This window comes from Thalassotalea euphylliae (assembly GCF_003390395.1).
GTDB lineage: Bacteria > Pseudomonadota > Gammaproteobacteria > Enterobacterales > Alteromonadaceae > Thalassotalea_F > Thalassotalea_F euphylliae_C.
This window is the reverse complement of record NZ_QUOV01000001.1, coordinates 3806978-3823252: the sequence shown is the minus strand read 5'-3', so window position 1 is coordinate 3823252 and position 16275 is coordinate 3806978. Positions and strand designations below refer to the sequence as shown.

General features: G+C 44.1%; 12 protein-coding genes. 8 read left to right on the top strand and 4 right to left on the bottom strand.

Annotated elements, in window-relative coordinates:
• Positions 1 to 16: 16 nt before the first annotated feature.
• Entirely contained in the window at positions 17 to 1069 is a 1053-nt protein-coding gene (locus DXX92_RS16755) for a CNNM domain-containing protein (protein ID WP_116001735.1), read from the top strand.
• 34 nt (positions 1070 to 1103) lie between these two features.
• The gene (gene mrcB / locus DXX92_RS16750; protein ID WP_116001733.1) at positions 1104 to 3488 is read left to right on the top strand and encodes a penicillin-binding protein 1B; all 2385 of its coding nucleotides are present in this window, start codon (positions 1104 to 1106) and stop codon (positions 3486 to 3488) included.
• A gap of 81 nt (positions 3489 to 3569) precedes the next feature.
• On the opposite strand, the gene hemL is transcribed toward mrcB, so the two are convergent.
• The 4 genes from hemL to DXX92_RS16730 form a co-directional block, all read right to left on the bottom strand.
• Positions 3570 to 4856: a glutamate-1-semialdehyde 2,1-aminomutase gene (hemL, locus tag DXX92_RS16745; protein WP_116001731.1), complete on the bottom strand. Its 1287-nt coding sequence runs from the start codon at positions 4854 to 4856 to the stop codon at positions 3570 to 3572.
• 53 nt (positions 4857 to 4909) lie between these two features.
• On the bottom strand, positions 4910 to 5923 hold the full coding sequence (locus DXX92_RS16740; protein ID WP_220347669.1) for an aspartate carbamoyltransferase: 1014 nt from the start codon (positions 5921 to 5923) through the stop codon (positions 4910 to 4912).
• 190 nt (positions 5924 to 6113) lie between these two features.
• A complete protein-coding gene (locus DXX92_RS16735; protein ID WP_116001727.1) occupies positions 6114 to 6545 on the bottom strand; it encodes a CopD family protein in 432 nt (143 codons plus the stop codon).
• A gap of 2 nt (positions 6546 to 6547) precedes the next feature.
• Entirely contained in the window at positions 6548 to 8239 is a 1692-nt protein-coding gene (locus DXX92_RS16730; RefSeq protein WP_245961509.1) for a chloride channel protein, read from the bottom strand.
• 47 nt (positions 8240 to 8286) lie between these two features.
• Here DXX92_RS16730 and DXX92_RS16725 point away from each other — a divergent pair, with 47 nt between their 5' ends.
• From DXX92_RS16725 to DXX92_RS16700, 6 genes are all read left to right on the top strand, one after another.
• Positions 8287 to 9015 (top strand): DUF6776 family protein, encoded by a 729-nt coding sequence (locus DXX92_RS16725; protein WP_116001725.1) that lies wholly within the window; start codon positions 8287 to 8289, stop codon positions 9013 to 9015.
• Positions 9016 to 9103: 88 nt separating this feature from the next.
• On the top strand, positions 9104 to 9445 hold the full coding sequence (gene erpA / locus DXX92_RS16720; RefSeq protein WP_116001723.1) for an iron-sulfur cluster insertion protein ErpA: 342 nt from the start codon (positions 9104 to 9106) through the stop codon (positions 9443 to 9445).
• A gap of 303 nt (positions 9446 to 9748) precedes the next feature.
• The gene (locus tag DXX92_RS16715; protein ID WP_116001721.1) at positions 9749 to 10900 is read left to right on the top strand and encodes an efflux RND transporter periplasmic adaptor subunit; all 1152 of its coding nucleotides are present in this window, start codon (positions 9749 to 9751) and stop codon (positions 10898 to 10900) included.
• A gap of 5 nt (positions 10901 to 10905) precedes the next feature.
• Positions 10906 to 14046 (top strand): efflux RND transporter permease subunit, encoded by a 3141-nt coding sequence (locus tag DXX92_RS16710; RefSeq protein ID WP_116001719.1) that lies wholly within the window; start codon positions 10906 to 10908, stop codon positions 14044 to 14046.
• A 349-nt stretch (positions 14047 to 14395) separates the two neighbouring features.
• Entirely contained in the window at positions 14396 to 15400 is a 1005-nt protein-coding gene (locus DXX92_RS16705) for a cytochrome-c peroxidase (protein ID WP_181901774.1), read from the top strand.
• 266 nt (positions 15401 to 15666) lie between these two features.
• The gene (locus DXX92_RS16700) at positions 15667 to 16179 is read left to right on the top strand and encodes a TlpA family protein disulfide reductase (RefSeq protein WP_181901773.1); all 513 of its coding nucleotides are present in this window, start codon (positions 15667 to 15669) and stop codon (positions 16177 to 16179) included.
• Positions 16180 to 16275 lie beyond the last annotated feature (96 nt).

The window sequence follows — 16275 nt, the reverse complement described above, 5'->3', positions numbered from 1 at the left end:
TTATTTTCTCGGATTAATGACACTACTTTTAATCTACCTTACTGTCGCCATTGGCGTATCTTTTCTTTGTTCCATTTTAGAAGCAGTTTTATTATCGGTTACGCCGAGCTATGTCGCGCAGGTGCTAAAAAATAAGCCGCGCGGCGGTAAAGTGCTGGAAAATGTGAAAACTAACCTAGATCAATCAATTTCTAGTATCTTAATTTTAAACACATTTGCCCATACCATGGGCGCAGCCGGCGTTGGTGCGCAGGCTATTCAAGTGTTTGGTGAGTCCAAAGAAACATTAGTCGCCTTCTTACTAACACTCGCCATTCTGTATTTTTCGGAAATTATTCCAAAAACCTTAGGTGCCACGTTTTGGCGTAATTTAGCCGTACCTTCGGCATATATCATTAGTTTCTTAGTGAAATTAGTGTATCCGCTGGTATGGGTTTCTTCGTTCCTAACGCGTTTATTTAGCAAGGGCAAAAACGAAGTGATCAGCCGAGAAGAAGTGTTAGCACTAGCGGCATTGAGTCATAAAGATGGGGCGATTGTTGGTCAGGAAAATCAGCTAGTTGAAAACATCTTGCAGCTTCGCGATGCGAAAACAGAAGATATTCTAACGCCTCGTAGTGTCGTTCACGCTTTACCGGAAGATATCACTGTAAGTGAAGCATTAAGTGCAGACAAAACCGCAAACTTTACTCGAATTCCTGTGTATCAAGAATCAATCGACAATATTACTGGGGTACTGCTGAAAGCGCATTTATACGAAAGTGAACGCCAAGGTAAAGGCGATATTCCCGTCAAGGAAGTTGCCTCACCACTTTATCGTATTTCAGAAAGTTTCCCTGTATTGAATTTGTTAGACGTATTTATTAAGCGCCACGAACATATCTTTTTAGTGGAAGACCACTTTGGTCAAACGGCTGGAATTGTCACCTTGGAAGACTGTATTGAAACTTTCTTAGGTCGTGAAATCGTTGACGAAAGTGATCAGGTGGAAGATATGCAAAAACTTGCGAAGGCGAATTATCGCCACCGTTTAAAAGCTAAATTTTCTGCTAAGTCCGAAAAGTCTTAACCTCCGCCAACTGGTTAATTGATAAGCCGCTATCATGCCCAAAAAATCAGACAAGCCAGCAGTAAAATCTGCTGGCGCTGCTAAAAAGTCATCGTCGTCAAAGTCTTCTCGCTCTTCTCAATCTAAGCCTGAAAATAACAGTACTAAACGTAAATCAATAGGCCGCTGGCTATTATCAACTGGCTTTAAGCTAGGCTTATTTGTGCTGTGTTTCTTAGTCATTTATGTGGTTTATCTTGATGCTAAAGTACGAGAAAAATTCGAAGGGCAGCGTTGGCAAGTGCCTGTGCAAGTGTTTAGCCGTGCTGAGTTGTTAAGCGCAGGTGAGCCGTTATCGCTCACTTACCTTGCTAAATCATTAACACGTGGCGGCTATCAAAAAGTCTCGAAAGTGTGGCGACCAGGTCAGTTTGCCTTATCGTCTTCGCGCATCATTATTTTTCAGCCAGAGTTTAGTTATCGAGACCAAGAATTTTCTGCGGCGCGACTAACCATCGACATTGCCAATGGCAAGGTGATTAAAGTTTACCACGGTAACAGCCTAGCTAAGTCGGTGACATTAGCACCGCAGTTGGTTGCACGGATTATTCCATCCAGTAAAGAAGACCGAGTGTTAGTTGGCCTAGAGCAAGTGCCAGAAGCTTTGTTGGACACTCTGTTGTTGGTTGAAGACCGAGATTTTTATTTTCACAGCGGTGTCTCACCACTCGGTATTTTGCGAGCGTTATACAGTAATATTGTCGCTGGGCGCACTGTACAGGGCGGCAGTACCCTGACCCAACAGCTGGTTAAGAATATGTACTTAACCCGTGAAAAAACCATCGTTCGCAAGGTTAATGAAGCCTTAATGGCATTGCTACTCGAATATCGCTATAGCAAAGATCAACTACTTGAAGCCTATGTTAACGAGGTTTATTTAGGGCAGCACTTTGCCAATGGCGTATATGGTTTTGGTTTGGCTTCGGAATTTTATTTTGGTCGCTCGCTTAACCAGCTAACCCCAGCGCAAATGGCATTGCTTATCGGGGTTATTAAAGGACCTAGCTACTACGACCCGTGGCGCAAACCAGACAATTCTAGAAAGCGTCGTGATCTTGTGCTCAAGCTTATGGTTGAGCATCATTTGATTGATGTGCCGACATACGAGCAAGCGATGGCAGCCAACCTTGGTATTCGCGGTAAACGTCGCATGACTCGCCAACACTTTTACAATTACATGCAGCTTGTTAAGCGTGAATTGCCAGAGTTGCTCGGAAATCAGCAACAAAATGCAGGCATTAAAGTCTTTACCGGCTTCTCAATGAAAGCTCAGTTATTGTTAGAGCAAACAACTGCGCAGACGTTATCGGAGCTTGAACGTAAACATAAACAAAGTGCATTGCAAGCTGCTGCTATGGTAACCGAGTCGAGCACTGGTGAAATCATGGCGCTAGTGGGCGATAGAAATATTGATAACAACGGTTTTAACCGTGCGTTAGATGCCCATAGACCAATAGGCTCGTTAATTAAGCCAGCGGTTTACCTGCCCGCGCTAGAGCGCTACCAGCAATTTAACTTTGCCAGTCCGATTGAAGATAAACCAATCACCCTTGGCTCTGAGCAAGGTAAAGAGTGGCGCCCTAAAAATTACGATGGAAAGTTTAGAGGCCAAGTACCGCTGATTGATGGCTTGGTGGAATCACTGAATATTCCAACCGTTAATCTAGGTATGTCATTAGGTTTGGATAATGTGGTGCAATCCATGGCGATGCTGGGTTACGAAAAGCCGCTGACAGAGCGCCCTTCTATGTTGCTGGGTGCAGTTAATATGTCGCCCTATCAAATTAACCAGTTGTATCTACCCATTGCCAATCAAGGGTACTATGAGCGCACTCATGCCATTACTCATGTCGTCGCACATAACGGCGAAACCTTGTGGCAATATCGCCCTCGTCATGAGCAGCGAATTTCTTCGCAAAGCGCTTATTTAATGAATTATGCATTGCAGCAAGTGACCGAGCGAGGCACGGCAAAATCGCTTAGCTGGCGTTTAAAAGGTGCTGAGGTTGCGGGTAAAACAGGCACAACGAATGACCAAAGAGACAGTTGGTTTGTTGGTTATGATCAAGAGCAGCTAATCACCAGTTGGATAGGGCATGACGATAATAAACCGATGCAACTTACTGGCAGCAGCGGCGCCTTAGTATTGTTTGCCAATTACCTCAAACAAGCAGGCGTTAACAATCTAAACTGGCCGGTGCCAAATGATGTAAAAGATGTTGGCTTTGAATTAACTTCGGGCAACGCGGTTGAAGAAACTTGCCAGCAAATGGCGTACTACCCTGCGGTTACTATTGGACTTAGCTATTCTAACTGCATGGAAAAAATTGTTGATAAACGCTCTTGGCTGGAAAAGTTATTTGGTCGTGATGAGGGGTAACCCCTTTCTTTAGACATCAAATTAGACAATAAAAAAGCAGCGCTGAGCGCTGCTTTTGAGTTTTACTTTGCAAGCTGCTAATTAGGCCGCTAATTTAGCAAAACACCGCTCTGCTGCCGCAATCGTATTCTCGATATCTTCATCAGTGTGAGCTGTTGATAAGAAGCTAGCTTCAAATGCTGAAGGCGCTAAGTAGAAACCTTCGTCCAACATGAGGTGGAAAAAGCGCTTAAATTTCTCACCGTCACACGCTGTCGCTTGCGCATAGCTAGTAATGGTTTCTTCCTCGGTAAAGAAGAAGCCAAACATTGCACCGACATAGTTAATGCTTAGCGCAATACCGTGTTTTTCAGCAGCGGCCTTAAAGCCTTTCGCCACTTTTTCGGTATTTGCGGCGAGTTGCTGGTGCTTATCACCTTGGCATAACTCATTCAATGAAGCTAAGCCAGCAGCCATAGCAATCGGGTTACCTGAAAGTGTACCCGCTTGGTAAACAGGTCCTACCGGCGCAATGTAATCCATAATGGCTTGTTTGCCACCAAAGGCTCCTACTGGCATACCACCACCGATGACTTTACCTAACGTTGTTAAGTCAGGTTGTACTTGGTAATGTGCTTGTGCGCCGCCTAGGGCAACGCGGAAACCTGTCATTACTTCATCAAAAATTAACACACTGCCGTGTTCGTCACAGACTTGGCGTAAACCTTCTAAGAAGCCAGCAACTGGAGGAATACAATTCATGTTGCCAGCCACAGGCTCAACAATAATACAGGCAATTTCAGAGCCGAGCTCAGCAAATACCTGTTTAACTTCGTCAAGGTTATTGAAGCTAACCGTTAGTGTGTGCTGAGCGAAGTCTTCAGGAATACCCGGTGAGTTTGGTACGCCCATGGTTAAGGCGCCAGAGCCTGCTTTAACTAATAACGAATCTGCGTGACCGTGGTAGCAACCTTCAAATTTTAAGATTTTATCACGGCCTGTGTAGCCACGTGCTAGGCGAATGGCACTCATGGTCGCTTCGGTGCCTGAACTTACCATACGCAGCGATTCCATTGATGGCACGACTTCACGTACTTTCTCAGCCATTTCAATTTCTAGCGCTGTTGGCGCGCCAAAGCTTAAACCATGTTCAACCGCTTTTAGCACGGCGTTGCGGATCGCAGGATGGTTGTGACCTAGAATCATTGGTCCCCAAGAACCAACGTAATCAGTGTACTTTTTGCCGTCAGCATCAAAAATATAGGCACCGTCAGCACGTTCAATAAAACACGGTGTGCCGCCAACGCCATTAAATGCACGTACTGGTGAGTTCACCCCGCCTGGGATAATGGATTTTGCTTGTTCAAAAAGTTCTGCAGATTTTTGCATGTGGTTTCCTGTCAATTCTATTTCAATACGTGCGCGAGCGGATTAACCGCTATTTAGTAAGCTTTATTGCTATGCCAAAGCACGGGTTTTTCGTATGCCGTCAATTTATCTTCTACACCTAAGGTTAGTGCGAATAACGCCATTCGTACCAGCACACCATTTTGTGCTTGGCGGAAAATTGCTAAGTTGGCTAAGTCATTTAAATCAGTGTCTAGCTCATTAGCTTCTGGGCGTGAGTCGCGAGGTAATGGGTGCATTATCACCGTGTTTTCTTTGCAATATTGCTGATAAACCTGCCTGTTAAGGCTAAAGTGACCACGATATAAATCAGCTTCATCTGCACTGGCAAAGCGCTCTTGTTGAATGCGAGTTTGATAAATCACATCACAGGCGAGGTTGCCAGCGATTTTGTCAGTTACAATCACTTGGTGACCAGCGTTGGTTAGCGTTGAGATAACACTGTCTGGCATTTGTAGCGCCGCCGGCGAGACCATCGTCACTTTCACGTTGTTGTATAAACTCAGCAGTTTAGACAGTGAATGTACGGTGCGGCCATGCTTAAGATCACCCATTAGCACGATGTTTAAATTGTCTAAGCCTTTGCCAAATCGTGACATTTCAGACTGAATGGTAAACAAGTCCAATAAGGCTTGGGTTGGGTGTTCATTTGCACCGTCACCACCGTTTATCACCGGAACACTGGAGCCTTCAGCAAACTCTGCAACAGAGTGCATTTTCGGGTGGCGCATTGCGATAACATCGGAATAGCCGCTAATTACCTGTGCGGTATCGTATAAAGATTCACCTTTACTCAGCGACGAGTTTTCCTCACCTACGGTTTCGCGAACAAAACCGCCGAGCAAATTGAACGCAGTACCAAAGCTGACGCGCGTGCGAGTACTTGGTTCAAAAAATAGGTTGTTTAAGATGGCGCCATCAAGAACATGACAACGCTTTTGGCGTGCCGCATAGGGCGCCATTTGTGCGGAAACATCAAGAATTTTAGCAATAGCATCGCGGTCAAGTTGCGATACCGACAAGATGTGACTACCTTGGAATTTCATCATAACGCTTATCCAGCCATGATATGAGTGGTTGCGCTGAATGCGGTGTGCTAACCAGCCATTAGCGCCTCTAAAATTATCGGCGCGAAATATAGCACAGTTAGCAAAACAATTGAATGTGTTTGCGAGCGGTTAACGCTAACTTAAATCGCTCGCAGGTATAAATGCCAATGTTGAATTTGACAGGAGCAGATTACATAGGTTTGACGTAAGCAAGAATAATGACAGCAAATAAAATCAGTACGGGAACTTCATTAAAAATACGGTAAAAGCGACCTGAGCGAGTGTTTCGATCTAGCTTAAAATCTTTCAGCAATTTAAAACAATAGGCGTGATAAGCGAACAATATAATCACTAAGGTCAGCTTGTAATGCAGCCATTTTGCGGCCACAAACCAGTCACGACCATATTGCATAATCAAGGCTAACCCGAGTGCTAAGGTAAGTATCGCAAATGGGGTAATAAAAAAGAGTAGGCGTCGCTCCATGCCTTTTAGCTGTTCAATCACATCGGGATTATTTGATTCTGCGTGATTCACAAATAATCGAGGCAAATAGAAAATACCGGCAAACCAGGCAACCATAAAAATTACGTGAAAAGCCTTTAGCCATAATATTGTGGTCATTATTAAATTTTTCCTTTCGTTAAATACGCACGAATCTGCTCGAAGGTTAATAAACCAATAATATTATCCGGTGATTTGTCATAAATGTACACGCCACCCAAACGCTGCTCATTTAGTTGTAGGTATGCTTCAGCAAGCGTTGCGCAGCTGGAAATTGGAATCAGCTTATGTTGTCTGAAGCGTCGCTCTTTGCCTGGCTCGTAAACCACTTCATTCCAGTAAAACTCGCCATTGCTTTGCATGATCAAGTATTCGCTTTTCATCGCTTTTTCTTGCATCTCTTGCTCAGTGTCTCTGGCATTGAGTAACGCTAAATTAGTGCGCATTATGCCTAATACACCAATATTGTGGAGGGTGTTCTCCAATGGTGGCGTTCGATACGAGAGCTCTTGGACGTTAAGCTGCATAATAAATACGGAACGATTATTAAATAGCTGACCAGCGCATAGACAAGCGGTGGAGATCACTAACATGGATGGCGCAATAATCTCTAGTTGGTTTGATAGTTCAACCACTGCCAACAAGGCCGCAAGCGGGGCATTAAGTGTTGCTGCCATAAAACCAGCCATGCCCATTAAGGCAAAGTCGCTAGTCATTTTATCTTCAAAGGCGATGCCCATCATGCCCGCAGCAACAGCACCTGCAATTGCGCCAATGCTGAAAATTGGGCCAATTACACCACCAGGAATACCCATGCCAACGGCTACAATAGTTAAGCCACATTTAGCGACTAGTAAGCCGAGCAATAACGCCGTGCTGGCGTCATCACTCATGGTAAAGTGCATTGCGCCAAGATCTGTACCCATTGCATAGGGAATAATAAAGCCGACCGAGCCGGTAATTAGGCCGGCAATTAATAAGCGCGCAACCACGTGAAAATGCTTGGCGTTTTCAATGGCTGCAACGATAAAACGATTAAAAATAGCAGCTAATGTACCTAGCATTAAGCCCAATAGAATAAGCCAAGGGTAGTGCTCAAAATCTAAGGCAACAGGGCTAAAAAATTCATAACCATGGGCAGGACCAAAAATCGTGCTGGTCACCATAGAGCCAACAATTGCGGCCAGCATGATCGGAATAAACATGTGAATTTTGTATTCGCGCAGAATTACTTCCATCACAAAAATTACTGCGGCAATAGGTGTGTTAAAGCACGCCGCAATACCGGCAGCTACGCCTGATGCTGCCAAGGTTCGAGTCGCATTGGATGGCAGATTAAAGCGGCTGCCTAAATAAGCACTACTGGCCGCACCTAAATGTACGGCAGGACCTTCTTTACCCACGGAAAAACCGCTGGCAAGGGCGATAATGCCACCGAAAAACTGATTGATGGTATTGCGCAATGGAATCACACCGTAGGCGACTTTCAAGCGGTGCAGTACAAACGGGATACCAGTACGAATATATTGATAACCAGTTAACCACGCCGTTAATAAAATTGCTAAGGCGCCAATGATTGGCAAGAATAAACGATTTAACTCGGTTAAGCTGGTATAATGGCCGATATCTGCGAGTAACCATTGTTGAATGCTATTAATCGCACCAATAAATAAGGCAATCAGTAAGGACGATATCGTGCCGCCAATGATGGCGAGTAAACACAGTTGCCAAGAGGTAATGGGCAGTGCTAAACGCTTGCGCATCGCAATGTCTAGATAGTTAACCGTGTTTTTAAAGCGCGTTATATTTAGCAAAGAAAAATCGTTTTTATGTTGTTTTTAATTTCAATAATACTTGATAAATGAATTGGTTAGCAAAAATAAATCTACCTGTTGTCGCGAAGCGCTTAGGTGCATTCAAGTCTGCACTTTTATTGTTTTCAACAATTGCCTTGTGTCTATTCGTTGGCTATAGAATTGGCAACTATTTTCATAGTTTCCAAACGCAAACAATTAGTCAACAAAAACTGCGCTTAGATGAACTTTATCATCAGCAAAATGAAAACCTCAAACATATTCATACACTAGAGCTTGAACTTGAAGTTGAGCGCATTGCCAATCAGCGTGCCCAGCAAACCATTAAAGCCATGGAAGTGGATCATTTCGCGGTTAAAAAGCAGTTGGCGTTTTATGAAAAAGTGATGGCACCAGAGAAGCAGGCAGACGGTCTCGTTATTGATCAAGTGGCGTTGGAGCCAATGGAAAGTGAAAACCACTATCGATTAAGTGTTGTACTTATCCAGCAAACGCTGAAAAAGCGCTATGCCAAAGGGTATATTGAATTTTCGTTAAAGGGTAGCCAAGCAAATCGTCCAGCGACATTAACGCTTGAACAAATTAGCCAACTTTCCCAAGAACAGCGCTCGTTTAGTTTAAAGTACTTTCAACGTATTGAAGGTGATTTAACTGTACCTGCTGACTTTATTCCTGAATCATTGGAAATTAAGGCCGTATTGCCGAAAGGAAAATGGCAAAAATACAGCGAGTTAAATGAAAGTTATCCTTGGTCGGCATTAGTTAAACCAACTTAGTCTAATCCTTTCAGGCGGCTAATACTTGATTAAAGTACTCAGGTTTAAGATAATCCGCCCCTGAAATATTGTGTGAGAATTATGTCCAATGTCTAATCCTGAATTACCGATCCAATTTACCGATGCAGCGGCAACAAAAGTATTGGCGCTAGTTACTGAGGAAGAGAATCCTGCACTTAAACTGCGCGTCTATGTTACCGGTGGTGGTTGCTCGGGATTCCAATATGGCTTTACTTTCGACGAAAAAGTTAACGAAGGTGATATGACCATTGAAAAACAAGGCGTTACTATGGTGGTAGATCCAATGAGCTTACAATATTTGGTTGGCGGCGAAGTGGACTACATTGAAGGCTTAGAAGGTAGCCGCTTTATTGTGAGCAACCCAAATGCAACAACAACTTGTGGTTGTGGTTCATCGTTCTCAATTTAAATACACCATATAATTTCAGTTTTTTAAACAAAAAGCCCGCTCACTAACATTAGCGGGCTTTTTGTTTTCCCTAGTTTGTTTTCTCTTTAGACTAAAATCTTTATTAGTTTAATTGCTATTACGTAGTTGAATCTGTACAAAAATCAATTGTCGAAACATTTTGTAGCAACCGTATTTTGAATGCGATTTAATACTCGTTTAGACTATACGGTCTAGTGTATTTGTCGGGTAATATCGCTTTTCTTGTGCTTTCGCCGTAAGTTTTTGAATTGCCCATAGCTAACAGTTAATAAGAGAATTCTCATGTTAAATCGCCAATGGTTCGCCGAACGTCCCTATGTCATTGCTATTGTCATTGCTTTGCTATTGGTACTTTGGATGGCGTCAGGTATCAGTCAGGATAATAAGCTTCAAACCAACACTGAGGGCAACAGTAGCTCAGTAGTAGCAGAGTCATCTAAGAAAACTCAACAAGCCCCTATCCCTAAAGTCAAAGTTGAAACACGCATGGCAGTACCAGTGTTTGACACAGTTGAGCTATACGGTCGTACTGAGCCTGATCGCACCGCTACGTTAAAAGCAGAAGTCGACGGGAAAATTGTTGAAGTGTTGGCGAAACGTGGGGCGACGGTAAAACAAGGTGATGTGATTGCCCGTATCGCCATCAACGATTTACAGGCGCGATTAACAGAAGCTAAAGCGTTGCGCGCACAGCGGGAAATTGAGCACCAAGGTGCAACTAAACTTCATAAAGACGGTTACCAAGGTCGTGCACAATTAGCGCGTGCCGTGGCTGAATTAGAAGCAGTGAAAGCGACCATTCAACGCTTGGAAATTGATATTGCTAATACCGTGATTCGTGCGCCATTTGATGGCGTAATGAACACCCGTTATGTCGAACAAGGTGACTATGTAAAAGACGGCGATCAAATTGCGATGATTGCGGATCTCGATCCCTTGATTGTTCGTGCTCATGCCACAGAAAATCAAATTACCCAATTACAAACAGGGCAACTTGCGCATATTGAACTGCTAAGCCATCAACAAGCGGATGGCGAAATTCGTTACATTGCCAGTGTTGCCGATGATGCAACAAACACCTTTAAAATTGAAGTAGCGATTGAAAATGCTGACAACCAGCTACTTGCGGGCATGAGCGGTGAAGTGACCTTGCCACTTGCTGAAGTAGATGCCATTAAAGTATCACCGGCCTTATTAGCGTTAGACGAGCAAGGCAACATCGGTATTAAAATCGTGGTTGATAACCAGGTGGTGTTTACTGGCATTAATATCGTGAAAAGTGAAAGCGATGGTATTTGGTTAACTGGGCTAGGTAAACAAGCTGACATTATCGTGCTTGGCCAAGGTTTTGTCCGTGCGGGCGATACCGTTGAAGCTGTCTTTGACACAGCACAAGCGCTTGCGCAGCAATCTAGCGACATGAACAAGGGCTAACCATTATGTTATCTATGATAGATGCTGCGTTAACCCGCACCCGTTCGGTGCTGATGGTGTTTGTGCTGTTATTGATTTCGGGCGCCATTACCTACGCGAATATTGCCAAAGAATCAAACCCTGACGTTACCATTCCATTTATTTACGTGTCTATGGTGCACGACGGCATTTCACCTGAAGATGCTGAGCGTATGCTCGTACGGCCAATGGAAAGCGAGCTTAAATCGATTGCTGGTGTGAAGGAAATGACCGCCAATGCCAGTGAAGGACACGCCTCAGTAACGCTTGAATTTCTCGCTGGCCTTGATCCAAAAGAAGCGCTGGCAGATGTACGCGACAAAGTCACCCTAGCGAAAGCGAAATTGCCGTCTGACTCCGAAGAGCCGGAAGTGCACGAAGTGACCATGGCCAATGAAGAGCCAGCGGTGACTGTGATTTTATCTGGCCCAGTGACTGAGCGAGGCTTAGTAACACTCGCACGAGATATGCGCGACCGCATTGAAGGCTTGCAAGAAGTACTGGAAGTAGAAATCGGCGGTGATCGCGAAGACATGGTGGAAATCATTGTCGATCCATTGCTAATGGAAAGCTACGGCTTAGATCAAAACGATATTTTTAACTTAGTTGAACGCAACAACCGTTTAGTACCAGCAGGTACTATGGACACGGGTAAAGGGCGTTTTGCCGTAAAAGTTCCGTCAGTATTTGAAACCATTGATGACTTACTAGAATTACCAATTAAAGTGAATGACGATCGCGTTATCACTTTTGCCGATGTCTCTACTGTTCGTCGTGCGTATAAGGATCCCTCCTCGTTTGCCCGTTTAAACGGCGAACGTTCGATTTCATTGGAAGTGAAAAAGCGCTCTGGCGAAAACATTATTGAAACCGTCAATAAGGTTAAAGCCCTAATTGAAGAGCAGCGCGCTAAGTGGCCGAACCAAGTGATGGTGGACTATGTTGGCGATCAATCTGTTGACGTTAAAGACACCTTAAGCGATTTACAAAACAACGTCTTATCGGCCGTTTTACTGGTCGTGATTGTGGTCATCGCTGCGCTCGGTACACGCAGTGCCATGCTGGTAGGTTTAGCGATTCCAGGGGCATTTTTAACGGGTATTTTAGTGATTGCGATTGCCGGTTTAACCGTCAATATCGTTGTGTTGTTCGGTTTGATCATGGCGGTTGGTATGCTGGTTGACGGCGCCATCGTGGTTACTGAATTTGCCGATCGCCAAATGAGCGAAGGGGTCGAGCGAGTTAAAGCCTACCAAATGGCGGCGCGACGCATGGCATGGCCTATCATCGCTTCAACCGCGACCACACTGGCAGCTTTTGCACCGTTAATGTTCTGGCCAGGCATTATGGGTGAGTTTATGAAGTACTTACCATTCACCTTGATTGCGGTATTAACGGCATCATTAGCTATGGCGCTGGTATTTGTGCCAACAATTGGCGCTGTGTTTGGTAAGTCGCGCGCGATTAGCGCTGAAGAAAAAGCACAAATGATCGAAGCTGAAGCAGGTGACCTAACTAAGCTTAAAGGTTTTACTGGCAAATACGTTGGCGTGTTGTCAAAAGCTATTCGCAACCCAGTTAAAGTATTGCTCGGCACTATTGTGATCGCGATGCTTGTAATGTGGGGTTATGGCAAATCTGGCCTAGGGGCGATTTTCTTCCCAGAAGTCGAACCGACCAGTGCGATGATGATGGTGCGTTCACATGGTGACTTATCTATCCATGAAAAAGACGAGATCATGCGTGAAATTGAAGCACGTATCTTGCCGATTGATGATATTGAAACCTTATATACTCGCACTGGTGGCAACGATCTAGTCGGTACTTTCCGGTTGAACTTTAAGAATTGGCAACTGCGTCGCACTGCTGATGAAGTCATTAAAGATATTGAACAACGTACCGCCGATATGGCCGGTGTCGAAATCGAAGCTCGTAAAAACGAGCCAGGTCCATCGTCAGGTAAAGACTTAGTCGTCGAGTTAAGCTCTCGTTTCCCTGACAAGCTAGATGACAATGTTCGTATTGTTCGTAACGCCTTAGCTGCCAATGGCCAATTTACTAATATTGAAGATACCGGCTCTAAGCCGGGTATTGAATGGCAGTTGGATATTGACCGTGCACTTGCCGCGATTTATGGCGCAGATGCGGCGCTATTAGGTTCAACTGTGCAAATGGTGACGAATGGTTTGAAGTTAGGGGAATATCGTCCTGATGATACAGACGATGAGTTAGATATTCGTGTTCGCTTCCCTGAAGATAAACGTAACTTAGGTCGTTTAGATACCATTCGTGTCAAAACCAATGAAGGCTTAGTGCCGGTCGGCAGCTTTGTTGACCGTACCGCAGCGCCAAAAGTGGATACCATTCGCCGCGTGGATGGCAAACGCGTGGTGACTGTGCAAGCGAACTTAGTACCGGGCGCTCAGCTGATCCAAGTGCTACCTGAGCTTGAAGCGCAACTGCCGACCTTAGGATTAGATCCCTTGGTGGATATTGCCATTAAAGGCCAAAATGAAGATCAGCAAGAATCGCAAGACTTCTTGGTTAATGCGTTTGGTGTTGCCTTGTTTGTCATGGCGATTATTTTGGTCACTCAGTTTAATAGCTTCTATCAAGCATTTTTGATTTTAAGTGCCGTTGTTTTCTCAACCGTTGGCGTGTTCTTGGCGCTGATGATAGTGCAAAAGCCGTTCGGTATTGTGATGGGCGGTATTGGCGTAATTTCACTGGCAGGTATTGTCGTGAATAACAATATCGTGCTGATCGATACTTATAATGTGCTACGTCGCCAAGGTTTCCCAATTACCGATGCGATTTTACGCACCGGTGCACAGCGCTTACGCCCAGTTATGTTAACCACGATTACGACCATTTTAGGGTTAATGCCTATGGTATTGCAGGTGAATTTAGACTTCTTTAACCGTACCGCCGTGGTTGGTGCACCGTCTACACAATGGTGGGCACAGTTAGCAACGGCAATTGCTGGCGGCTTAGCGTTTGCAACTGTTTTAACCTTAGTATTAACGCCAACGCTTCTGGCATTGCGCGATCGACGCAAAGAAAAGAAACTAGGGAAAAAGCAAACCGCGGCACCTGCTAAGGTAGAGAAGATTAGTGATGCCGCCTAGCGTGGGAAGCTAGCCTATTTAGTTGTTTTAAATAGGTTCTTAGTACCAATCATAAAAACGGTTAAGCTCCTTCGGGTTTAACCGTTTTTTACACGCAGATTCAATACCCAGCTCTAATAAACAGTTATCTATATTCAGCTTTAAATATTCAGCCCTCAATTTGTCACTTTAAACGACACTTCTTATCGCTTGGTTGCTTTAGTAGGTACCTCATCTTGCTAGATTGGTTTTAGCTTAAACCTTAGCTTTAACAATTTATTACAGTGAAGTAATTACTCTAATGATAATATTTTCAACAATTGTTTGGAAAACACATTTAGCTAATTATCAATCATCGAGGGCATTGAAGATGAAACAGCTTATTAAAAATTCAGGATTGGCGCTAGGTTTAGCATTATCGGCGTCAGCTACCGCACAAGAACCTATTCAACCTATTGAACCAGCAACTAATATCAATCAAGCGCAAGCTGAATTGGGTAAGAAGCTTTACTTCGACCCGCGCTTGTCTAAGTCTGGTTTTATCTCATGTAATAGCTGTCATAACCTAAGCATGGGCGGTACTGATAACCTAACAACCTCGATTGGCCATAATTGGCAGCAAGGCCCGATCAACTCTCCGACAGTACTTAATTCAAGCTTGAACTTTGTTCAGTTCTGGGATGGTCGTGCAAAAGACTTAAAAGCGCAAGCTGGTGGTCCAATTGCAAACCCGAAAGAAATGGCTTACAGCCACGATTTAGCTATTGAAATGCTAAGCTCAATTCCTGGTTATGTTGAGGAATTCAAGGCAACCTTTGGCGGTGAGCAAATGGATATTGAACAAGTCACGCAAGCCATTGCGGAATTTGAAAAAACCTTAGTAACACCAAATTCTCGTTTTGATTTATGGCTAAAAGGCGATAAAAACGCGATTACTGCACAAGAGCAAGCGGGCTACAAATTGTTTAAAGAAAGTGGCTGTTCTGCTTGTCACAATGGCCCTGCCGTTGGCGGTACTATGTTCCAGAAAATGGGCCTAGTGAAAAAATATGAAACAGCAAACCCTGCTCAAGGCCGATTTGATGTAACGGGTAATGAAGCGGATCGCCATAGCTTCAAAGTACCAACACTACGTAATGTTGAATTAACTTACCCGTACTTCCATGATGGCCAAGCTAAAACTTTAGCTAAAGCAGTTGAAATTATGGGACGCGTACAACTTGGTCGCGAATTTAACCAACAAGAAGTTGCTGACTTGGTAGCTTTCTTAAAAACACTAACAGGTGAGCAACCTAAGTTCGCATTACCAATTTTACCAGCGTCAACAGAGCGTACGCCACTGCCTGAGCCGTTTGAGATGTCAGCCGCAGAATAATTTGCTAGTAGCAAATTAACTAAACTCAAAGGCAAGCTTTACACTTGCCTTTTTTGTATCTGCAAATCATGTATAAATCTCGAATTGGGATATACCTCACTTGTAATAAGGCTGAATTTAGGGCATAGATAGAAGGCATAGATAGAAGGAGGTCTTAATATATAAAACAAGGAGTTAAGTTGAATTGTTTGTTTCCATCAAGATTGCGTAGGTTTGTAAATATTCAGATTAAGGGATTACTTATCCTAAGTTTATCAGTCGCGTGTGTGGTGTTTTCCAATGCTAGTGTTGCCAACAGCTATGAAGAAAAAGTTCAGAAATCACTAGCCGCTATCGGCCAGCCAATTGAAGCAATTGATCTAGCCTCGCTCGATGGTCAATCCCGCTCTTTTAGTGAGTTACAAGGCCGCGCATCGGTTATCTACTTCTTCGCGTCTTGGTGTGCCCCGTGTTACAAAACCTTGCGTGATATTGAGCAAGTTCGTCAACAAAAGCTTGATGTTAATTTGGTTGCTATTGCTCTCGATGATGATAAAGCAGCTGTGAGCGCTATGCTCAAGAAAACTGGCTTTACCGGTGAAACTTGGCTGGCAAATGATGGTGCAAAGCCACTTAAAACACGCCTGTTTGCTAATGCTTATAAAGTGCTGCCCTATGTGATCAAATTAGACAGTAATTTAGTGCTTGTCGAACACAGTTACGACATCAAATCGCTAGCGCAGTGGCAAGAGGTGTTGGTTGCTGGCAAACCATTATCGCAAGCGACACTGGGGAATTAGCCTGATAGGGAAAGCGATATAAGCTGACTATCTGGCTTATATCGCTCTAGATGATTCGCCTTTATGTAGCCGATTAGCTACCGGTAAGTGCAAGTA